Annotated in this window: 17 protein-coding genes; 9 read left to right on the top strand and 8 right to left on the bottom strand. The window is 66.4% G+C overall.

Annotation, left to right across the window (positions count from 1 at the left end; genetic code table 11):
- Nucleotides 1-9: 9 nt before the first annotated feature.
- From ACVZTU_RS12675 to ACVZTU_RS12665, 3 genes are read right to left on the bottom strand one after another with little or no spacing between them, the layout of a single operon-like run.
- Entirely contained in the window at nt 10-732 is a 723-nt protein-coding gene (locus tag ACVZTU_RS12675; protein WP_139468906.1) for a LutC/YkgG family protein, read from the bottom strand.
- Nucleotides 729-2,252: a lactate utilization protein B gene (locus tag ACVZTU_RS12670; RefSeq protein WP_482400512.1), complete on the bottom strand. Its 1,524-nt coding sequence runs from the start codon at nt 2,250-2,252 to the stop codon at nt 729-731. Before ACVZTU_RS12670 ends, ACVZTU_RS12675 begins: the two co-directional genes overlap by 4 nt.
- A complete protein-coding gene (locus ACVZTU_RS12665) occupies nt 2,249-3,244 on the bottom strand; it encodes a (Fe-S)-binding protein (RefSeq protein WP_434590608.1) in 996 nt (331 codons plus the stop codon). Before ACVZTU_RS12665 ends, ACVZTU_RS12670 begins: the two co-directional genes overlap by 4 nt.
- Nucleotides 3,245-3,555: 311 nt before the next feature.
- Here ACVZTU_RS12665 and ACVZTU_RS12660 point away from each other — a divergent pair, with 311 nt between their 5' ends.
- Nucleotides 3,556-4,476 carry an SCO6745 family protein gene (locus ACVZTU_RS12660; protein ID WP_139908507.1) on the top strand — a complete coding sequence of 307 codons (921 nt, stop codon included), beginning with the start codon at nt 3,556-3,558 and terminating at the stop codon, nt 4,474-4,476.
- Nucleotides 4,477-4,483: 7 nt separating this feature from the next.
- Here ACVZTU_RS12660 and ACVZTU_RS12655 read toward each other — a convergent pair whose 3' ends face one another.
- The 3 genes from ACVZTU_RS12655 to orn form a co-directional block, all read right to left on the bottom strand.
- Complete coding sequence (locus tag ACVZTU_RS12655; RefSeq protein ID WP_482400511.1) at nt 4,484-6,148, bottom strand: SulP family inorganic anion transporter; 1,665 nt, start codon at nt 6,146-6,148, stop codon at nt 4,484-4,486.
- Entirely contained in the window at nt 6,145-6,516 is a 372-nt protein-coding gene (locus ACVZTU_RS12650) for an ArsR/SmtB family transcription factor (RefSeq protein WP_062862026.1), read from the bottom strand. The genes ACVZTU_RS12655 and ACVZTU_RS12650 overlap by 4 nt, the downstream gene beginning before the upstream one ends.
- A 117-nt stretch (nt 6,517-6,633) precedes the next feature.
- Entirely contained in the window at nt 6,634-7,218 is a 585-nt protein-coding gene (orn, locus tag ACVZTU_RS12645; protein WP_139468963.1) for an oligoribonuclease, read from the bottom strand.
- A gap of 227 nt (nt 7,219-7,445) precedes the next feature.
- On the opposite strand from orn, the gene ACVZTU_RS12640 reads away from it, so the two are divergent.
- From ACVZTU_RS12640 to ACVZTU_RS12630, 3 genes are all read left to right on the top strand, one after another.
- Nucleotides 7,446-9,065, top strand: coding sequence for a DUF8094 domain-containing protein (locus tag ACVZTU_RS12640; RefSeq protein ID WP_482400510.1), 1,620 nt, complete (start codon nt 7,446-7,448; stop codon nt 9,063-9,065).
- A gap of 157 nt (nt 9,066-9,222) precedes the next feature.
- Entirely contained in the window at nt 9,223-10,209 is a 987-nt protein-coding gene (locus ACVZTU_RS12635; protein ID WP_482401754.1) for a tetratricopeptide repeat protein, read from the top strand.
- A 188-nt stretch (nt 10,210-10,397) separates the two neighbouring features.
- Complete coding sequence (locus ACVZTU_RS12630) at nt 10,398-12,029, top strand: hypothetical protein (RefSeq protein ID WP_482400509.1); 1,632 nt, start codon at nt 10,398-10,400, stop codon at nt 12,027-12,029.
- A 30-nt stretch (nt 12,030-12,059) separates the two neighbouring features.
- Here the strand turns inward: ACVZTU_RS12630 and ACVZTU_RS12625 are convergent, their stop codons facing one another.
- Both ACVZTU_RS12625 and ACVZTU_RS12620 read right to left on the bottom strand, forming a co-directional pair.
- A complete protein-coding gene (locus ACVZTU_RS12625; protein WP_181271683.1) occupies nt 12,060-12,452 on the bottom strand; it encodes a hypothetical protein in 393 nt (130 codons plus the stop codon).
- A gap of 149 nt (nt 12,453-12,601) precedes the next feature.
- A complete protein-coding gene (locus tag ACVZTU_RS12620; RefSeq protein WP_139468900.1) occupies nt 12,602-12,952 on the bottom strand; it encodes a hypothetical protein in 351 nt (116 codons plus the stop codon).
- 114 nt (nt 12,953-13,066) lie between these two features.
- On the opposite strand from ACVZTU_RS12620, the gene ACVZTU_RS12615 reads away from it, so the two are divergent.
- From ACVZTU_RS12615 to ligA, 5 genes are all read left to right on the top strand, one after another.
- Entirely contained in the window at nt 13,067-14,278 is a 1,212-nt protein-coding gene (locus ACVZTU_RS12615) for a cysteine desulfurase family protein (protein WP_181271631.1), read from the top strand.
- Nucleotides 14,275-15,489, top strand: coding sequence for a tRNA 2-thiouridine(34) synthase MnmA (mnmA, locus tag ACVZTU_RS12610; RefSeq protein ID WP_139468898.1), 1,215 nt, complete (start codon nt 14,275-14,277; stop codon nt 15,487-15,489). The genes ACVZTU_RS12615 and mnmA overlap by 4 nt, the downstream gene beginning before the upstream one ends.
- A 66-nt stretch (nt 15,490-15,555) precedes the next feature.
- Entirely contained in the window at nt 15,556-17,607 is a 2,052-nt protein-coding gene (locus ACVZTU_RS12605; protein WP_376906782.1) for a S9 family peptidase, read from the top strand.
- Nucleotides 17,600-18,772 (top strand): uroporphyrinogen decarboxylase/cobalamine-independent methonine synthase family protein, encoded by a 1,173-nt coding sequence (locus tag ACVZTU_RS12600; RefSeq protein WP_229664100.1) that lies wholly within the window; start codon nt 17,600-17,602, stop codon nt 18,770-18,772. The genes ACVZTU_RS12605 and ACVZTU_RS12600 overlap by 8 nt, the downstream gene beginning before the upstream one ends.
- Complete coding sequence (gene ligA / locus ACVZTU_RS12595) at nt 18,769-20,997, top strand: NAD-dependent DNA ligase LigA (protein ID WP_181271633.1); 2,229 nt, start codon at nt 18,769-18,771, stop codon at nt 20,995-20,997. The genes ACVZTU_RS12600 and ligA overlap by 4 nt, the downstream gene beginning before the upstream one ends.
- Nucleotides 20,998-21,161 lie beyond the last annotated feature (164 nt).

Below are 21,161 nucleotides of genomic sequence, written 5' to 3'. Positions count from 1 at the left end.
TCGCTGCGCTCATCCGTTGAGGATGATGACGTCGAGGGTTCGCGGTCCGTGCACTCCTTCAACCCGGCTGAGCTCGATGTCGCTCGTGGCCGAGGGCCCGGAGATGAACGTCAGCGGTGCGTGCGCGTCGAGCCGGGAGATTCCCTCGGGGACGATGTCGACGATGTCGTCCGTCCGGACGATGCACACATGATGGTCGGGCACGAGCGTGATCGCCCTCCGCCCGCACTCGTCCGATCCGTCGAGGACGATGGTGCCCGTCTGCGCGATCGCCACCGCCGAGGCGGTCACCACCGCCCCCTGAGCGTCGAGTTCGTCGACGCTGAGGAACTCACCCGGAGCATCGACCCGCACCCCACCGGAATACCCCGCCAGCCAGGACGAGTCGAGGCCGCGGGGGACGACGACCGAGGAATGGTCGCCGATGAGCTCGGAGATCGTCGCGCTCGGGTCGCCGTCGGCGCGGTGGACGTTGGCTCTGTAGTCGACGAGGCGGTCGATGAGCAGTTCGACGAGGGCCTCACCCGTGTATGTGCCCTCATGGTGGTATCCGGCGTCGGCGGCCGTGGCGGCAGTGTTCGCCGAGGCGACCCCACCGGATTCGGCATGTGCCGTGCCGCCGGTGCCCGGTACCGCCGTCCGCGGAGACGACGACACGTATTCCCCGCCGCCGCGGCGACCGAGTGCTTCGCTGATGCGGGCGAGGATCTCCTCGCGGGCGGTATCGGTCATCGCTGTCCCTCCTCGTCGCGGTCGTTCGCTTCCTCTTCGGCCCACAGCTGTCGGAAGCTCTTCTCGGGCAGGGCCGGGATGTCCCGGCTCGATGTCCAGGCGCCGGCGATTCCGGGCAGAGCGTTGATCTGCTCACCGCCGGTGACCTTGTGCGCGAGAGGCAGTCCCTTCTCCGCAGCGGCCATCCGCTTCCCGTCGCCCATCATCCACGACGCACCGGTGAGGGCGGCGTCGAGCTGGGAGGACACAGGGGAGTGGTTGGCCTTGACATCTTCGCCCCGCAGATGGACGAGGATCTCCGGGATGTTGATCTTCACGGGGCACACGTCGTAGCAGGCGCCGCACAGGCTCGACGCGTACGGCAGCGAACCGTTGCCCTGCTCTTCGACTCCCGTGAGCAGCGGGGACAGGATCGCTCCGATCGGCCCCGGATAGGTCGAGCCGTAGGCGTGGCCGCCGGTGCGTTCGTAGACCGGGCAGACGTTCATGCATGCCGAGCAGCGGATGCAGTTGAGCGCCGTACGCCCGTGCTCATCGGCCAGGGCCCGGGTGCGTCCGTTGTCGAGGAGAACGAGATGGACGTTCTGCGGACCATCCCCCTCGGACTTCCCCGTCCAGAACGAGGTGTACGGGTTCATCCGCTCACCCGTGGACGAGCGCGGCAGCAGCTGCAGGAACACCTCGAGATCGGCGAAGCGGGGCAGCAGCTTCTCGATCCCCATGACGGTGATGAGCGTCTCCGGCAGGGTCAGGCACATGCGCCCGTTGCCCTCGGACTCGACCACTCCGAGAGTGCCGGTCTCCGCGATACCGAAGTTCGCTCCGGAGATCGCGACCTTCGTGGTGAGGAATTTGTGGCGCAGGTGTCGGCGGGCCGCCTCGGCGAGGACGGCCGGTTCGTTCGTCAGCTCCCCGGCGTCGGGCATCTTGTCCATGAAGATCTCACGGATCTCATCCCGGTTGCGGTGGATGGCGGGAACGAGGATGTGGCTGGGTTTGTCCTCGCCGAGCTGGACGATGAGCTCGGCCAGATCCGTCTCGAACGCATCGATGCCTTCGGCCTCGAGGTGCTCGTTGAGACCGATCTCCTGGGTGGCCATCGACTTGACCTTGATGACCTCACGGCGGCCTGTCTCGAGCACCGGCGCATTGTCCTCGACGAGTTCGGCGACGATGGCATTGGCCTCATCGGCGTCGCGGGCCCAGTGGATGATGCCGCCGGCGGCGGTGAATGCCTCTTCGAACTGCGCGAGATACTCGGGCAGGTTCTCCATCACTTCGTTCTTCGTGGCCTCACCGGCGTCGCGCAGGGCTTCCCAGTCGTCGAGCTCGGAGACGACCTCGGCGCGCTTGGACCGAATCGTCGAGGTGGCGTGGCCTATGTTGTTGCGCAGCTGCTGGTTGCTCAGATGCTCGTGCGAGACCTCGGGAAAGGCCTCGGCTTCGATGATGTTGCCCTGCCCGCCGGGCAGATCGCTGCGTCGCTTCGACGGCAGCAGCGGCATTCCCAGAAAGGTCATCGCAGGCTCCCTCCGCTCACTTCTGCTCCTTCGCTCGGCACCCGCAGCGGGTCCTCCTTCGTCGACGCGAGGATCCGGGCCAGATGGACCGCGGCTTGACCGACGCGGAACCCGGATTGGGTGCGGCTTGGTTCGGCCGGAGAGGTGCCCCGATGGCCTGGGGTGAGGTGGTCGTCATCGTCGGCACCGACGACCGTCGTCAGCGTCTCGGTCGTGTGCCCCCGCTCATCGGTCGAACTCGTCTCCTTGACGTGGACGGCGGTGACGTCCGGGGCGCCGTCGAAGCTTCCGGTGCGTTCGAACCGTGACATGCCCCCGCCGATGTGCAGCAGACAGGAGGCATCGCCGCCGGTGCAGACATCGGCTTCGGTCGCCTGGATCGTGCGCACCTTGTCGGCGAGCATCGCCGAGGACACCTCCGGGTTCTTCACGGAGAAAGTGCCGCCGAACCCGCAGCAGGAATCGGCCAGAGGCAGTTCGACGAAGTCGATGCCCTCGACGGACCGGACGAGGGAGGACTGTCGATCGCCGAGGCGCAGCAGCCGCATTCCGTGGCACGACGGGTGATACGTCACACGGTGCGGGAAATAGGAACCGAGATCGGCCGCGGCATCCGTGACGCCTTGGACGTCGGTGAGGAACTGGGTGAGCTCATAGGTGCGGCCGGCCACCTCGGCGGCCTCGGAAGCCAGGGCATCATTGCCCACCCGGGTGGCGACCATCGGCTGCTGGTGGCCGAGCGAGGCCACGCATGAAGCGGACGGGGCGACGGCGACATCCCATTCGGTGCTCGTGAAGGCGCGGACGTGATTGGCGATGACCGGTTCGGCCTGCGCGAACTTGCCGGAGTTGATGTGCATCTGCCCACAGCACGACTGGCCTTCGGGGAAGATCACCTCATGGCCGAGTCGGCGCAGAATTCTCACGGTTGCCTGCGCAACCTCGGGATACATCGCATCGACGATGCAGGTGGCGAACAGTGCGATCCTCATCTGACCTCCAAGCCGGACGCTGTGCTGATGCGGTTGGCGGGATCGGCTTCCGACCGGGACGATGCCGTGGTCGCAAACGGTCCGTGTCACTCCATGCTCAGACCGTAGCACCGGGTCCTGACGCGGCAAATGTGCGCGACCGGACGGGCGCGCCGGTGCGAGGATCGACGCGGGAGTCCGGCCGCCTCGGGGGAGGGGGAAAGCGATTTAGGACCTATGAGACTGCGCTATTGACCTGCGCCGGTCGGTGCGGGCAGCGACGCACGCGCAGACCCATTTACCTGGGAGGAGACCGCCCATAGGATGACGATATGGATTCCCAGCGCACACAGAACATCAGAACGGTCTCGGCCCGCATCAACTCCTTCCACTCGTCGATCTACTTCTCGCAGACGGTCGGCGCCGAGTACGCCAAGTACGGACTCGAACCCGGTGTCGAAGGCAATATGGCCGCCCGTTCGGCTCCGCTGGGACGGGTGAATCCCGGAGTCGTGTCCGCCGCGTACTACAACTATTCCCCGAATTTCGTCGCCGGAATGCTGCCGCGCCTGTGGGAGACGGTGAGCCCGGAGCAGATGGTCCAGGCCCGCTTCGACGCAGTGGGCGCGTACATGGCCGAACTCTTCGGTGACCGTGATGACATCGCCCTGCTCACCGAGGCGGCCACCCAAGTGACGGAGACGCTGGCACCCGTGCTCGCCGCCATGGACTTCTCCGGCCGCACCCTGGCCGCAGCCACCGCCGACGTCATCGGCGGCCACCAGGCGGCCACCGCATTCGAGAAGATGTGGGACGTGGCGACCGTGGCCCGCGAATTCCGCGGCGACGGCCATGTCGCCTCCCTCGTCACCGCCGGTGTGCCCGGAATCGACGCCCTCATGCTCGACGTCGCGACCGGTGCCGGGTTCCGTCCGCGAGCGGCACAGAAGACACGCGGCTACACGGATGAGGAATGGCAGACCGCGCAGTCCAGGCTCGCCGAGGCGGGGCTGATCACCGTGGACAAGGATGAACGCGGGCACGACCTCCCCACCATCACCGAGGCGGGACGTGACCTGAAGGAGCAGGTCGAAGCCCTCACCGACGGTACCGTTGCAGCCGCGTGGTCGGTGCTTGACGATCAGACGATCGAATCTCTGCTTTCGCCGAGCCGTGACCTGCTGCGCGTCATTGCGAAGTCAGGTGCCTTCCCGTCGAACATCTTCGCCCGTCCCGAGAAGAAGGCCGGCTGAGACACGATCAGCTCTGCCGCGCCCGCTCCACATGCGAGCGGGCATGGGCGAGGGCAGCCGGAAGCTCATCGAAGAGGTGCTTGTGGTGACGCAGTGCGGCGAGCACCCCGACCTGTTCGAACAGTCCGGCCTGGCTGTCTCTGACGCCCTTGATGAGCACCGTGATCCCGCGGCGTTCGAAGGCTGTGACCATATCGGTGAGGATGTGTGCGCCGGTGGCGTCGACGAGTTCGAGCTGCGACATGCGCAGCACGACGACCTCGACTCCCCGCAGCCCCAGAACCTCATCCGAGATGCGATCGGCCGAGGCGAAGAACAGCGGTCCGTGGAAATGGACGATGGCGATCCTCTCATCACCCGGATACTCGGACTCTGATTCCGAGAGTCGTTCGATGCGCACCGAGGTGATCGACGACAGCTTCCGCAAAGCGAAGACCGCGGCAACGACGACGCCGATGCCCACGGCGACGATGAGGTCGAATGAGATGGTGATGAGCGCAGTGATGACGAACCCGAAGGCATCGGACTTCGTCGAGCGCAGAATCGACCGCATCGTCTTGAGATCGACCATCCGGACCGCCGTGACGAAGAGGACTCCGCCGAGGGCCGCCAGCGGAATCCGACTCACCGGTCCCGCAGCCACCAGCACGATGAGCAGCAGCACGGCCGCGTGGACGATCGAGGCCAGGCGCGTGCGACCGCCGGCACGGATGTTCACGGAGGTGCGGGCGATGGCACCGGTGGCAGGGATGCCGCCGAACAGCGACGATCCGATCGAGGCGACGCCCTGGCCGACGAGCTCACGGTCAGGCTGGTAGGCGCCGGCGTCGGACATCGACGAGGCGACCCTGGCCGAAAGCAGCGACTCAATGGCCGCGAGCGCGGCGATCGTGCCCGCCGCCGGCAGCAGTGACGGCAGGGAGGCCGGGTCGACGACCGGCAGGCTGGGGGTCGGCAGCGACTGGGGGATCTCTTCGATCGTGGCCAGGGGATTGGGCACGATTCCGGCGAGCACGGTGACGACGATGATGCCGACCAATGATCCGGGGATCGACTCATGGAACTTCGGAGCCAGCAGCATGCAGACGGCGACGATCGAGACCGCACCCAGGGAGTAGGGCAGATACGACCAGTCCGCCGACGAAACGAGCTGCACGGCGGCGGCGAAGGCATTCGTGCTCACCTCGCCCGGAGCCAGATCATCGGGGGTCGTCACGAACGGCACCTGTTGGAGGAAGATGATCGCAGCGATGCCGACGGTGAAGCCTTCGATCACCGGCCAGGGGATGAAGGACACCGTCCGGCCGAGCCGCAGCAGTCCGGCCACGACGACGATGAGTCCGGCGATGAAGGTGACGGCGATGACGGCCTCGGCGCCGTGGCTGGCGACGATCGGCACGAGGACGACGGCCATGGCACCGGTGGGACCGGAGATCTGCAGGTGGGATCCGCCGAAGACCGCGGCAAGGAAGCCTGCGACGATTGCGGTGATGAGTCCCTGTTCGGCAGTGAGCCCGGAGCTGACTCCGAAGCCCAGAGCCAGGGGCAGGGCGACGATGCCGACAGTGGCGCCGGCGAGGAGGTCCTTCGGCCAGGAGCGGCGGGTCTCACGGTAGTCGGCGACCGACGGCAGCAGAGATCGGGTGCTGCGCAGCGGAGATGTCGGGCTCATGCCGTATCAGCGCCCGGGATCTTCGGCAGCGAACGGGCTTCGGCGAGTCGCTGCTCATCGTCTTCGAGCATCGTCAGCAGCAGGCTCCTGGCCACCGCGAGCAGCTCTGCGGTGCGCCGGTCGGCCAGACGGTAGTAGACATGGCTGGCCCGACGTTCGGATTCGACGAGACGGTGGCGCCGCAGCACTGCGAGATGCTGCGAGAGGTGCGAGGCCTCGAGCGCGGTCTCGGCCTGCAGATCGGCCACGCTGACCTCGTCGTTGCCGGAGAGGAGCTCGAGGATGCGGATGCGGAAGGGATGGGCGAGGCCCTTGAAGAGGTTCGCCTTGACCTCGTACAGGGGTCGCTGAAGCTGATTCAATGGCATGATGAAACCATCATATCGAACGCTCGGGTTCAGATCCGGCTGGTCTCAGAGAATGAACAGCCCGGTTCCGCAGCTGCGGAACCGGGCTGTGCTCACGATCGCCTCGGAAGGCGGCGGTCAGTCCTCGTCGGTCGCCTTCGGGTAGGCCTCGGCCACCTCGGCGGCAATCGATTTCGCCTCATCGGAACTCGGCCCCTCGGCGGAGAACACGGCCTTCCGGTAGTACTGGAGCTCGATGATCGAGTCGATGATGTCTCCGAGTGCACGGTGGCCACCGTGCTTGGCCGGTGCTTGGAAGTAGGCGCGTGGGAACCACTGCTTGGACAGTTCCTTGATCGAGGAGACATCGATGATCCGGTAGTGCAGGTGCTCGACGAGTTCGGGCATCTGTTTGGTGAGGAACACCTTGTCGGTGCCGACCGAGTTCCCTCCCAGCGGTGCCTTGCCGGCCTCGGGGACATGCTTCTTCACGTATTCGAGGACTCGGGTCTGCGCCTCGGCGACGGTGGTGCCCGCGTCGAGTTCGGTGATCAGGCCCGAGGTGGTGTGCATGTTCGTGACGAATTCGTTCATGTTCGCCCGTGCCTCCGCCGAGGGCTTGATGACGATGTCGATTCCGTCGTCGAGGGGGTTGAGCTCGAAGTCGGTGACGATCGCAGCCACCTCGATGAGTTCGTCCCGCACCTCGTCGAGGCCGGTCATTTCGCAGTCGATCCACACAATTCTGTTGTTGCTCACTCGCCCAGCTTAGGGCAGACAGCAGGGAACGGGACATTCCGGGGCGCAATCGGCGCCGCTGCGCGGCTTGGGCGTGTGAACGTCGACACACACTGAGCGTGCGCACAAAGGCGATGTCCGGGATGTGACTTAAACTTGAAGAGTCCCCGAACTGGGGTGCCATTTTTGCTCGGCTGAGGGAAGGTTCGCTCGTGCGTTACACATTCGCTGTGATTCTCATGGTGGTGGGTGTCGTCGTCGGTGGCCTCGGCATCCTGCAGAAGACCCTGTGGGCGCCGGAGGATACGATCACTGCCACCGCACAGATCGATGCCGACAAACCGGCGGTCGTCGTCGACCCCGGAATGCTCAACCTCTACGAAACCCCGACCACGCTCACGGTCAAGGGCAGCGGTGACCTCACGATCGCCCAAGCTCCGATCGAGAACGTCGAAGCCTGGGCGGGACAGTCCGCCTATGACCGCGTCACCGGACTCGCCGAAGGCGGCAAGCTCACGACCAAGGCGACCGATGGTGAGGGCAAGGTTCCCAATCCTGCCGGGGCCGATCTGTGGCAGTCGGAAGTCACCGGCACCGATTCGGTGGAGCTGGAATGGAACGACGAGGCCAAACGCACCGGATTCCTCATTGCCGGCGACGGCGAAGCCGGAGCCGTCAAATCCGTGACCCTCACCTGGCCCAACCATGCCGAGACTCCCTGGGCGCTCCCGCTGATGATCATCGGCGGTGTCCTCTTCGTCGTCGGCGTCGTCCTCCTCTTCCTCGGTGCGAACAATTCGAAGAAGGAAGCGAACCGCCGCAAGGCGCGCCAGGAGCGCCGCCGCAAGCTCGCCGAATACGGCACCGCCTTCGCCGTCGTCCCCGTGCTCGCCCTGAGCGCCTGCGGGCCCGAAGAGCTGCCGAAGCCCGAACCCTCCGAGGCTCCGAGCTCCGCGGCCGCGGGTGTCACCGATGACCAGGCCAAGCGGATCCTCGACTCCGTGGCCGCCGACGTCAAAGCCGCGGACAAGAAGACCGATAAGAAGGCACTGGCCGAACGTGCCGCCGGTCCCGCGCTCAAACAGCGTGAAGACCTGTACAAGGTGAAAGACGACGTCGAAGACCAGAAGATGGCGCCGGAGGTGGCCAGCGAAGAGATCGTCGCCAACTACACCTCGGCCACCGATGCCTGGCCGCGCGTGACCAGCCTGATCACCTCCGCTGGTGGGAATTCGCAGCTGCTCGTGCTGACCCAGGAGGATCCGCGCAGCAATTACAAACTGTGGTCGCAGACCCAGCTGACGGCCGGCACGAAGCTGCCCGAGCTGCCCGACTCGCGTCAGGGGGCGAAGATGCTCGAACCCGGATCCAAGGACTTCGTCACCACTCCGGAGAAGGCCGTCGCCGACTACGCGAAGGCCCTCGGCAGCGGGGCGGACTCGAAGGAGGCGAAGAAGTTCGAGTCCGATGACTTCTCGAAGTCCATCTGGAAGAACCAGAAGGACCAGAAGGCCAGTGCCGAAGAAGGCAAGGCCGAGGTGAAGTACAAGTACACTCCGGGCAAGGAGCTCGTCGCCCAGGGCACCGCCGGGGACGCCGCCATCGTCACCGGAGTCATCGACGCCGAATCGACGATCAGCCCCGAGTCGAAGGAGGGTCGCACCGGCACCCTGTCGCTGTCGTCGCCCCAGAAGGAACTCGTCGGCTCCGCGACGACCAAGGAGCCGGTGACGACGAAGACCACCCAGGTGCTCACCTTCCTCGTCCCCAAGGACGGCAAGGTCAAGCTCATCGGCGGTCTCGAGACTCTCGCCGGAGCCGAAGCAGGCTGAGGCGGAAGGGTCGGCACCGTGGTGTTCCTTCCCTGACGGCTGAGGAAATAGCCGTGGGCGCACCGGTGTTGATACGTTCTGTTGGATAAGCAAGGACCAGGTGCGTCACGGTTTGCGCCGAGCCCACCGACCGCGTCACAAAGGAGACCACGTGTCAATGGATCCCTCGCAGGAGAGCACGCAGCCCAATCAGGGACTCGACCTGTCGGCGGTGCGCAGCAAGAACATGCCCGCCGAACAGACCGGTCAGACCGGTCAGACCGGTCAGGCCGCCGGTGCGGGAGCCGGTGCTGACGGTGCTGCCGGCGGCCCGGCCGGTGGGGATCCGAATGCGGTCGCCGTTCCGGGACTGGTCTTCGACGTCGACGAATCGACGTTCACCAGCCTGGTGGCGATCTCCGACCGCGTGCCCGTCGTCATCGACCTGTGGGCCGATTGGTGCGAACCCTGCAAACAGCTCTCGCCGATCCTCGAGCGCGTCGTCACCTCCTACGGGGGACGTCTGGTGCTGGCCAAGGTCGACGTCGATGCGAACCCGCGTCTGCAGCAGGCCTTCGGCGTTCAGTCGATCCCGACGGTCGTCGCCCTCATCAAGGGGCAGCCCGTGCCGCTGTTCCAGAGTGCTCTGCCCGAGCCGCAGGTCCAGGCGTACTTCGACGAGCTGCTCAAGCTCGCCAGTGAGAACGGTGTGACCGGTCATGCGGCCGTCGGGGGAGCCGAGCCCGAACCGGCCGGCCCTGCCCACCCGGAGGCCGAAGAGGCACTCGCCAAGGGCGACTTCGACACAGCCGAGAACCTGTTCAAAGCCGCGCTGGCGAACTCTCCCGCCGATGAGGAGGCGAAGTTCGGTCTCGCCCGTGCAGGCCTGGGCCGCCGCCTCATCGACCAGGAACCAGCCGATCTCATCGCCGCCGCCGATGCGGACCCCAAGAACGTCGAAGCCGCGAAGGCCGCGGCCGACGCCGAAGTGGTCAGCGGCAAAGCCGGCAGCGCCTTCAACCGACTCATCTCACTCATCCGCACCACCGCGGGTGATGAGAAGGAGTCCCTGCGCCTGCGGGTCCTCGATCTCTTCGAGGTCCTCGGCGCCGACGACCCAGCCGTGACCAAGGCACGGACCGCACTCATGAGGGCACTGTTCTGATCCAGCGAATCCGACTCATCACCGCCATCCTCTTCGGCGTAGCGGCACTCACGCTCGCCGGACTGGTCATCTCTGCGCTCTCGGTCGTCGGCACCGACGAGATCACCGAGACGCCGGCCTTCAAGGTCAAGGACGGTGCCTACGCCGTCGTCCTCGACGAGGCGATCGTGCCCTATTCGGGTTCGAGCGTGACCGTGACGGCGAAGAACTCGAAGGGCACGGAGCTGTTCGTCGGCACCGCCAGCGGGGTCGACGCCGACAGCTACCTCGACGGGGTGGCGCAGGAGCAGATCAGTGATGTGTCGTTCCCGAACTCCGCCTCCCACCGGTTCACTCCCGGTGATGCGAAGCCGGAGGCCGATATCGCCGACCGTGACTGGTGGATCAGCTCGGACACGGGAAAGACGGTCGCGAAGACCTTCGACCTCGATGCCGAACCGCAGGTGCTCGTCATCGCTCCTGCGAACTCCGATGACAGCCTCGACGGAACGACGGTGAGTCTCCAGATGCGCGTCAAGGGCGTGTTCGCACTCAGCCTGCTCGGCATTGCCGGCACGATCATCCTCGCCGGATTCTCGGTGTTCTTCTTCATGCGCTGGTGGGCCTCGCGCATCCGCCCGCCGAAGAAGGACGTCGGACCCCCGAGCGGCAGCGAACCCGACAGCAACGACAGCGGACCCGGGCCCGGAGCCGGCAGCAGCTCCGGCCGTGACGGCCGGGGAACGGCCGCCGACCGCACGGTCAAAGGCGAGCCGGGACCGGCGACTCAGCCGATCTCGACAGTGCAGCCGGACACGGCCGGCCACGCGCCGCCTCGGCGACGGGATCTGCGGAACCGGCGGTCCTTCCGCGCAGTTACGGCCTCCGTCTTGGGCACCGGACTCGTGCTCAGCGGCTGTGCGAATATGCCGATCGCCAAACCCAGCAGCCCGGACACCACCCCGTACGAGCGCACTGCGGTGCGCCCGGGTGAAGCCGGGAAGTTCATGACGAACTACACGGAATCGCTGGACAAGACCCTCGGCGACAAGGGCTCCGACCTCGACAAGATCCAGGCGGCGCCGCTCATCGACCACACCCGCGCGCAGATCCAGATCGCGGACAAGGCGAAGCAGAAGCTGCGCGCACCGAACTTCACCGAGGTTATCGCCGGCAGCCCGAACTTCACCGAATATCCGATGTGGTTCTACGCCTTCGGCACCGCGGACAAGAAGTCCACGGACGGGGACAAGCAGCTGACCCAGGTGATGCTGGTGACGCGGGAATCGGCGTCGACCGATCCGCTCGTACGTTCGGCGTCCTATATCCCCACCGACCAGATGCCGACCCTCATGGCCGATGACAGCGGCGCCGTGGAGAAGGGGCCGGAGGACTTCTCCGAGGATCTGACGACCGCGTCCGGTGATGTCTCGTCGTTCCTCGTTGACGGCAAGGCGAAGTCCGGGGGTCCCGAGGGCCTCAAGGAGGGCGGATTCAAGGGATTCCGCGACTACCTGGGTGACCTGCGGGACAAGGACTCCGGCTTCGACAAGGTCGACGTCGACTGCAAGCCCTACGAGGACCTCAAGTTCGAGGACATGACCTTGAGCACCGAGAACGGTGCGATCGGAATGGGCGAAGTGCGGTGCACCCTGACGATCAAGGCACCGTCGGACTACGCATTCGACCTCGGCGACACCGTCGAAGCCGTGAAGACGAACGACAAAGAGGGCGACACCATCAAGGTCGACACCGCGCACCCCTATGTGCTCATGAAGACCGGTGACGAACTCACCGCCGTCGCCACCGACTGGAACGTCCTGTCCTCCAAGGTGGAATGAACCGCGCTGGGCCGCGGTTCGCGCGATTTGTCAGCCGCGGCTGGCGCGGCGGCCTACTCGCAGCAGCCACCACAGGCCGATGAGCGGCAGGAGCAGCGGAATATAGCCGTATCCGCTGCCGAAGTTCGACCACACCGACGGCTTCGCGAAGTCCTCGGGGTGAGTGTGGCTGAGGATGCCGACGACGATGACGCCGAGGAACTCGATCGCACAGGCGGCGACGGCGATCCGGTGCGAGACGCGGTTGCCGATGACCAGACAGACCGTGGCGAGGATGTAGATCACCGCAGCGAAGGCCGAGAGCGAGTACGCGATCGGCGCGACATCGAATTCGCGGATGAGCTGGTAGCCCGCCCGGGCCGTGGCCGAGAGCGCGAAGACCCCGTACACCGCCGTCAGTGCCCGTCCCGGTCCGGTATGCATCGCCGAGAACGGCGACCGTCCCGTCTTTCCCCTCGCCGAGGCGGCCGTGGAGTCCGCGTCGCCCGCTGACTTCGCATTGCCTGCCTTATTCGCGCTGTCTGCTGAGTTCGCATCGTCGGCGGAGTCCCCGCCGAACCGATTGCGCCTGGTCACTGCCAAATCTGGTCCAATCTCTCGATCATCACGATCACCGTCAGTCCTGCCGCGGCCAGCACACCCGGCCCCCAGCGGCTCAGTTCCGCAAACGCCCAGAACCCGGCCAGCGCCATGACCATGATCGCCGTGATGATGTAGCCGAAGTAGAGCAGCGGGTCGACATCATGCGTGGAGCCGAAGGTCGCAATCGAGATGATCAGCTGCACGATGAGCAGCAGCAGAAGCAGAGCGGCACCGCCGAGCAGGGCCTTGCCGGCCGGACGGTTGCGGATGGTCTCGACGATCGACCACAGGGTCAGGATGCCGGTGGCGGCATAGAGGACGATGGTGAAAACGGTGAACACGGAGACCAGTTTAGTCGGCCACACCGGCGGGCAACTCGTCCGGATGTGCCGCTGCGCAGGTGAGATGCCGCACGGATCCTGGCCGTAGCCTGGCTCACGCCCTAAAATTGCAGGGTGCCCATCTATCTCGATCACGCAGCCACCTCGCCGATGCCCGCCGAGGTGCTCGAGGTGTACACGAAGGAGCTGGCCCGCCGGGCCAACCCCTCGGCCCTGCACGCGGTCGGACAGGCGGCACGGATGCGCATCGAAGAAGCACGCGAAGGAATCGCCCGCGCGGTCGGTGCGGCCACCTCGTCGGAGGTGATCTTCACCTCCGGAGGCACCGAGGCGGACAATTTCGCTCTCAAGGGCCTCTACCTCGCCCGCAACAACGGAACGTTCACGGAGCCTGCGCGCCCGCGGGTGCTGACGACGACGATCGAACATCCTGCGATCCTCGAGACCGTGGAGTGGCTGGAGCGCCTCGGCGCCGAAGCCGTCTACCTGGACGTCGACTCGGCAGGGCGTCTCGATCTGGACGCGGCGACCGCCGAACTGCGCCGCGAACCCGAACGCACCGCGCTCATCAGCGTGATGGCCGCGAACAACGAGATCGGCACTCTGCAGCCGATCGCCGAGATCGGTGAGATCGCCGCCGAACTCGGCATTCCCTTCCACATCGACGCCGTGCAGGCGCTCGGACAGATCCCGCTCGACTTCGCGGCACTCAAGGCGACGGCCATGACGATCACCGCGCACAAGATCGGCGGCCCCGTCGGCATCGGCGCACTCCTGCTCGACCGCGCAGCGAGCCCGACGCCCATCCTCCACGGCGGGGGACAGGAGCGCAGCGTGCGTTCGGGCACCCTCGATGTCGCCGGTGCCGTGGCTTTCGCCGCCGCCGTCGATCTCGTCACTGCCGACCTCGAGTCCCGGTCGGCCCGACTGTCGGGGCTGCGGGACCGCCTCATCGCGGGAATCGAATCGAGCATCGACGGTGCCGTGCTCTCCGGTCCGCGCGGAGCGGACCGCCTGCCGGCCAATGCCCACTTCACGTTCCCGGGCTGCGAAGGGGACTCGCTGCTGTTCGGTCTCGATGCCAGGGGATTGGCCACCTCGACGGGATCGGCCTGCTCTGCCGGTGTCTCCCGTCCCTCCCATGTGCTCCTGGCCTGCGGGATGGATGAGGACAGCGCCCGCACCACCCAGCGCTTCACGCTCGGTCACGACACGACCGAATCCGATGTCGATGCCCTGCTCACGGCCCTTCCCGAGGTCGTCGACCAGGCACGCCGAGCCGGGATGGTTTCGGCAACACCCCGATGGATGCAAGGAGCATCATGAGAGTACTCGTCGCCATGTCCGGCGGAGTCGATTCCTCCGTCGCAGCCGCCCGTGCCGTCGACGCCGGACACGAAGTCGTCGGCGTTCACCTCGCCCTGTCCCGGATGCCCGGGACCCTGCGCACCGGATCGCGCGGCTGCTGCACGATCGAAGACTCCCGCGACGCCCACCGGGTGGCGGGAATGCTCGACATCCCCTTCTACGTCTGGGACTTCTCCGAGAGGTTCAAGGAAGACATCGTCGATGACTTCATCGCCGAATACGCCGCCGGACGCACCCCGAACCCGTGCATGCGCTGCAATGAGCGCATCAAGTTCGCCGCCCTCCTCGACCGGGCCCTGGCGCTCGGCTTCGACGCCATCGCCACCGGCCACTACGCCGAGGTGCTGCGTGACGACGAGGGCCGGCCCGAACTCCACCGCGGTGAGGATCTGGCCAAGGACCAGTCCTACGTCCTCGGTGTGCTCACCTCCGACCAGCTCGAGCACTGCTACTTCCCGATCGGTGCGACGGCGTCGAAGGCCGAAGTGCGCGCCGAGGCGGCCGAGCGCGGATTCTCCGTAGCGAACAAGCCCGACTCCTACGACATCTGCTTCATCCCCGACGGGGACACGAAGGCCTGGCTGGCCGATAAGATCCCGATGCGACCCGGACTCATCAAGGACTCCGAAGGCGAAGTGCTTGGGCGTCACGACGGAGCGATGACGTATACGATCGGTCAGCGCAAGGGCCTCGGCATCGAGAAGCCTGCCGCGGACGGCAAGCCGCGCTTCGTCACCGGCCTCGACCCGGCCACGAACACCGTCACCGTCGGGTCGCGCGCCGACCTCGCGGTCTCGCATCTGACCGGAATCCGCACCTCCTGGGCCGGAGCGGCCCCCTCGGACATGGGTTCGACTCCGGAGACCGGGATCGACTGCGAAGTGCAGATCCGTGCCCACGCCGATCCGGTGCCGGCCCGTGCGTGGCTCGGCGAATTCGTCGCCGAGGCGCCCGAACACGAAGTCAACCCCATCGTCGACGAGGTCGAGGTGCCTGCCGCACGTCCGGCCGGGCAGCTCATGCACGTCGACGTCGATGAGGAGCTGTCCGGAGTGGCCCCGGGCCAGACCATGGTCATCTACCGCGGCACCCGTGTCCTCGGCCAGGCCACCATCGACTCCACGGCCAAGGACCGCATCACCCCGGCACCCGAATTCGCCGGTGCCTGAGCCGCTTCACCTCACTGAAGCGACGGCCCCGGGACCGATGTCGGTCACTGGCGATACTCTGGGGGCATGAAGGAAAGTCCCCAAGATGTCGTCACGGCACCTTATGGAACCTGGTCCTCACCTCTGGGCGCCGCCGAGGTGGCCGCCGGTGCCGCTCCGATCTTCGACGCCGCCTTCAGGGGAGACGAGATCTTCTATTCGACGAAGATCCCCGCCGAGAAAGCCCGCACCGGGCTCGTCCGCACCTCACTGTCGCGTCCGGGAGAGCGTGAGCAGGTCATTCCGACCGGGTTCAACATCCGCTCCGCCGTCCACGAATACGGTGGCGCCTCGTGGGCTCTCGACCAGAACAGCGAAGTCATCTACTTCGTCAACGCCGCAGATCAGCGCGTCTGGCAGATCATTCCCGGGCGAGCCCCGCATGCCCTGACCCCGGACACCTCGGGGCGGATCCGCTACGGAGATCTGCACATGAGTCCGTGGGGACTGCTGTGCGTGCGCGAGGACTGCCGGTCCACCCGTCGTGAACGCGCGATTGTGCTGCTGACCAAGCACGGGACGACGAATGTGCTCTCGACCCACTCTCATTTCATGGCCTGGCCCAGACTCTCACCCGACGGCAGCAGCTTGGCATTCATCGGCTGGGAGCACCCGAACATGCCCTGGGACGGAACGACCCTGTGGCTGGTCGATGTGCGCACGCCGGCCACCCCTGCGGTCGCCGTGCTCAGCGGCGACGGCGTCGAAAGGCCACGCAGAGCCGATCCGGGCATGCCGAGCCCGACCGATCCGGGCATCTCCCTGCTCCAGCCGGAGTTCACCTCCGATTCCTCCCTCCACGTCATCTCCGACCATCACGGGCACTGGTCGTTATACGGGCTCGACATCGACCCCGTCGCCTCGCGTCCCCTGGTCACCGACGACCGTCAGACGCCGGCGCCCGAAAGAATCGGATTCGACCGGCTGCGACCGGTCATCGACACCGGCGAGGAGATCGGTGGTGCCCTCTGGCAGCTGGGCACGCGGTGGCACCTCAACGACGGGGATGAGGTGTGGGCGCATTCTCAGGCGGCCACCGCGACGCTCGTGCGCTGCCGCCTCACCCCCTCCGATACAACGCTGGGTCCTTCCGACACGGCCTGGGAGACCATCGACACGACGGGGGAGACCTTCGGCACGATCGAACTCCTCGACCTCGGACGCACACACCTGCTGCTGACAGCGAAATCGACAAGGCGCCCCGGAGTCCTCTATGCCGTCGACCGGGTGACCGGACTGTTCACCGAGATCGCAAGCGAACGCCTCGACACCCACCAGGGCTATTACTCCCGCCCGCAGGTCGGCGAGCTCGGGGGAGTGCCCGTCGTCATCCACCCGCCCCACAACCCGCGCTTCGCAGCTCCCGTCGACGAACTCCCGCCCTTCGTGGTCTCGATCCACGGCGGACCGACGGGACAGGCGACTCCGGAGATGACGGCCCGCACGAGCTTCTTCACCTCCCAGGGCATCGGCGTCCTCGAGGTCAACTACGGCGGGTCGACCGGATTCGGTCGCGCCTGGCGTGACCGGCTGCGCGGCGGGTGGGGAGTCGTCGACGTCGAGGACACCGTCGCCGCCGTCAACGGACTCATCGCAGCCGAACTCGCCGATCCGAATCGCATCGCCATCTCCGGAGCCTCCTCGGGCGGGTGGACGGTGCTGTCCGCCCTGGCCTCGACGAACGTGTTCGCCTGCGGCACCTCGTATTTCGGGGTGACTGACCTCATGCGCTTCGTCGTCGACACCCACGACTTCGAATCCCACTACATCGACGGCCTCGTCGGACCCTGGCCCGCAGCCCAGGACGAATACATCACTCGGTCGCCGATCCGCCGGACCAGCGATATCACGGTGCCCGTGGCCGTCATGCAAGGCGACCGCGACCCGATCGTCCCACCCTCACAGGCCCAGGAATTCGTCGATACACTCGAACTGGCCGGAGTGGAGTACATTTACCGTCTGTACAAGGGCGAATCCCACGGCTTCGTCCGCGCCGAAACCATCATCGATTCCCTGGAAAGCGAGTTCGGATTCTATGTCGACGTCTTCGGAATCCCCCGCGCCCACCAGCATGGCTGAACCCCGATCTTCCGACCGCGAAAGCTCCGACCGCGACCGTCCCGGTGCCACCTCCACCGAGGCGGCCGCCCCCGATGTCCCGATGTCCGTTCTGCCCGCCGCCACGACCACGGGAATCTGGCTGCCCGGAGCCCGCGATCCGCACCGCGGCTATATCGCGACCAGTCCGGTCCGGGAGGCTGCGGCCTCCGGTTTCGACATCCTCGCCGACCAGCTTCCGCCGGTACCCCTGACCGCTCACCAATCCGAGGGCAGATGGGGCGCCGACGCCATCGGTCGCGCCGTCGGCCTGCTCACCGAACTCCACGTCGACCGCACATCCTACGGATGGCGCCTGACCGCCTCGGCGGGCAAAGACGAACGGCTCGAGGACTCGGCATTGATCGAAGCCTTCGACGCGATCGCCGAATACGGTGGGTCCCGGCCCGGGCAGGTCCAGATCAGCCTGCCGGGACCGTGGTCGCTCGTGACCGCGTTGAGCCTGAGCTCCGGCGCTCGTGTGCTCGGCGACTATGGGGCACGCCGCGACGTCGTCCAGGCCTACGCCTTCGGCATCGCCGCCTTCACCGACCGCATCGCGAGCCTGGGTATGCAGCCGACCGTCCGCCTCGTCGAATCCCGCCTGAACCCGGTCCTCACCGGCACCTGGCCGACGGTGTCCGGGTGGGCGAGCCTGCCCGCCATCAGCGAAACCCAGGTGTGGGCGGCGCTCGAATCCACGCTGCGCCACCTCCCGCCCACCGTGCTCGCCCTGCCGGACCTCGATTCTTTGAACCTGCAGGGCAAGGAGATTCCCGCCGCCGAGGCGGTCCGCCGCACCGGCGCCCGATCCGTGTCAGTGCCGTTGGCTAGCCTGAGACCACACAGCTGGGAGCAGCTGGCGATCCTCGCCGAGGCGGGGCTCGGCACCTGGATCCACCTGCCGGCAGCGGCCGGTGTGCGATCGGACGCGGTCAACCACTGGTGCGAACGGATCCGCACCCCGTGGTCGCGCATCGGCATGGGGGTCGCGAGTCTGCGCGAATTCGGGATCATCGCCGGACCCGAACTGCCGCTGACCTACCCGCCGCTGCTGGAGGACCAGCCGGGGATCGGACCCGAGCACAATCGGGGAACCATGACCATCGCCGCCGGTCTGCGGCGGGCTCTTGAGGAGATCGAATGACCACGACACCGGAGAACGCCGACTCGTCGACGCCCGAGCATCAGACCTCGGATTCGACCACACCCGACCTGCAGGGCGTCGACCTCACCGACGCGACCGCTCGCGCTCAGGCCCATGCTCAGCTGACCGAGAGGATCGAGGAGCTGCGGGCCGCCTACTATCAGGACTCCCTGCTCGTCTCCGATGCGGAATACGACGAACTCGTCCATCGCCTCGAAGACCTCGAGGCGCAGTTCCCCGAACTCGTCACCGACTCCTCGCCGACGCAGACCGTCGGCGGCGTCGTCGACACCTCGACCTTCGACCCGGTCGAACACATCGGTCCGATGTACAGCCTCGACAACGTCTTCGACTACGACGAACTGCGTGCCTGGTACGAACGGGTGCGGTCGGCCACCTCGGTGAAGTCGAAGTTCCTGTGCGAACTCAAGATCGACGGCCTCGCCGTCAATCTGCTCTACCAGAACGGCGAACTCGTGCGGGCGGCGACCCGCGGCGACGGACGCATCGGTGAGGACATCACCGCGAACGTGCGCACGATCTCCGATATCCCGCACCGCCTCGACACCGAGCACCCGCCGGCCGAGGTCGAGATCCGCGGTGAGGTGTTCTTCCCCGTCGAGGACTTCGCCGAACTCAACGCCTCCCTCGTCGCCGAGGGCAAGGCCCCGTTCGCGAACCCGCGGAACTCCGCGGCCGGTTCGCTGCGGCAGAAGGACCCGGCCGTCACCGCACGCCGGCCCCTGCACATGCTCGTCCACGGAATCGCCGTGTGGACACCGGCCGATGATTCGCATCCGGAGCCTGCTCACCAGTCCGAGGTCTACGAGCAGTTCCGGTCGTGGGGTCTGCCGATCAGCGACTACTTCAAGGTCCTCGCCACCGTCGACGAGATCGAAGACTTCATCTCCTATTACGGCGAACACCGTCACGATGTCACCCACGAGATCGACGGAATCGTCATCAAGATCGACGATATCGCCGTGCAGGAGACGATGGGCTATACGTCTCGCGCACCGAGGTGGGCGACGGCCTTCAAATACCCGCCAGAGGAAGTCACGACGAAGCTCATCGACATCCAGGTGCAGGTGGGTCGGACCGGGCGCGTGACCCCATTCGCCGTGATGGAACCGGTCACCGTGGCCGGATCGACCGTCGAGCGGGCGACCCTGCACAACGGGTACGAGGTCAAACGCAAGGGCGTGCTCATCGGCGACACCGTCACCCTGCGCAAGGCCGGAGACGTCATCCCCGAGGTGCTCGGCCCGGTCGCGGCGCTGCGGGACGGATCCGAGCACGAATTCGTCATGCCCACCCACTGCCCGTCCTGCGGGACCGAGCTCGGTGAGCAGAAGGAGGGCGACAAGGACCTGCGGTGCCCGAATTCTCGATCGTGCCCGGCGCAGCTGGCCAACCGCATCTTCTACTTGGCCTCCCGCGCGGCCTTCGACATCGAAGCTCTCGGCGAGGAGGCTGCACTGGCGCTGACGGCGCCGGCCGAACCGGACACGCCCCCGCTGACGTCGGAGGCCTTCCTCTTCGACCTCACCCCGGAGGATCTGGGCGATGTCAAGATCTGGCGGAACAAGAAGTCCAAGGGAGTGGAGACCGGTGAGCGAGAGCTTGTCCCGTATTTCTACACCCGGGGAACCGCGAAGAAGCCGAGCGCCCCGAGCGCGAACACGAAGAAGCTCTTCGACGAGCTGGAGAAGGCGAAGGATCAGGATCTGTGGCGGGTGCTCGTCGCCTTGTCGATCCGCCACGTCGGACCGACCGCGGCACGGACCCTGGCCGCGAAGTTCCGGACCCTTGAGGCCATCCGTGAGGCAAGCCTCGAGGAGCTGTCGGCCGTCGAGAGCATCGGTCCGACGATCGCCCAGAGCATCCGCGATTGGTTCGAGATCGACTGGCACGTCGAGATCGTCGAGACCTGGGCGGCCGCCGGGGTGCGGATGGAAGACGACGAGGTCGAGGCCGCCGCGCAGACCCTTGAGGGGCTGACGATCGTGGCGACCGGTTCGCTGAGTTCGTTCACCCGCGATGGCATCAAGGAGGCGATCCTCGGTGCCGGCGGCAAGGCGGCGGGATCGGTCTCGAAGAAGACCGATTATGTCGTCGCCGGTGAGAATGCCGGGTCGAAGTTGGAGAAGGCGGAGTCGCTGGGCGTGCCCGTCCTCGACGAGGACCAGTTCAGGGTTCTGTTGGAGACCGGCAGCCTCGACTGAGGTGTGCCCTGGCCTCGTGCCTGGTCCCTGGTGCCTCGCTGCAGGAGGGAATACATCCCGGTTCCGGGAGGTTCCATGGTGTGGCTGTGATTCGTTCGTGACCGAACTCGAAGTCGGGGTTCAGACTCAGCCAAGCTCAGAGACAGCTTCGAGTGGAAGAGTGT

The sequence above is a fragment of the Brevibacterium sp. OS20 genome, assembly GCF_056837565.1.
This window is presented reverse-complemented; position numbering and strand designations above follow the sequence as displayed.

What these genes read in the sequence shown, in the direction of transcription:
- ACVZTU_RS12655 (WP_482400511.1), bottom strand. Translation starts at nt 6,148, where the DNA reads ATGAGCCCGACATCTCCGCTGCGCAGCACCCGATCTCTGCTGCCGTCG.
- ACVZTU_RS12665 (WP_434590608.1), bottom strand. Translation starts at nt 3,244, where the DNA reads ATGAGGATCGCACTGTTCGCCACCTGCATCGTCGATGCGATGTATCCC.
- ACVZTU_RS12625 (WP_181271683.1), bottom strand. Translation starts at nt 12,452, where the DNA reads ATGCATACCGGACCGGGACGGGCACTGACGGCGGTGTACGGGGTCTTC.
- orn (WP_139468963.1), bottom strand. Translation starts at nt 7,218, where the DNA reads ATGACCGGCCTCGACGAGGTGCGGGACGAACTCATCGAGGTGGCTGCG.
- ACVZTU_RS12650 (WP_062862026.1), bottom strand. Translation starts at nt 6,516, where the DNA reads ATGCCATTGAATCAGCTTCAGCGACCCCTGTACGAGGTCAAGGCGAAC.
- mnmA (WP_139468898.1), top strand. Translation starts at nt 14,275, where the DNA reads ATGAGAGTACTCGTCGCCATGTCCGGCGGAGTCGATTCCTCCGTCGCA.
- ACVZTU_RS12635 (WP_482401754.1), top strand. Translation starts at nt 9,223, where the DNA reads ATGGATCCCTCGCAGGAGAGCACGCAGCCCAATCAGGGACTCGACCTG.
- ligA (WP_181271633.1), top strand. Translation starts at nt 18,769, where the DNA reads ATGACCACGACACCGGAGAACGCCGACTCGTCGACGCCCGAGCATCAG.
- ACVZTU_RS12660 (WP_139908507.1), top strand. Translation starts at nt 3,556, where the DNA reads ATGGATTCCCAGCGCACACAGAACATCAGAACGGTCTCGGCCCGCATC.
- ACVZTU_RS12605 (WP_376906782.1), top strand. Translation starts at nt 15,556, where the DNA reads ATGAAGGAAAGTCCCCAAGATGTCGTCACGGCACCTTATGGAACCTGG.
- ACVZTU_RS12600 (WP_229664100.1), top strand. Translation starts at nt 17,600, where the DNA reads ATGGCTGAACCCCGATCTTCCGACCGCGAAAGCTCCGACCGCGACCGT.
- ACVZTU_RS12675 (WP_139468906.1), bottom strand. Translation starts at nt 732, where the DNA reads ATGACCGATACCGCCCGCGAGGAGATCCTCGCCCGCATCAGCGAAGCA.
- ACVZTU_RS12670 (WP_482400512.1), bottom strand. Translation starts at nt 2,252, where the DNA reads ATGACCTTTCTGGGAATGCCGCTGCTGCCGTCGAAGCGACGCAGCGAT.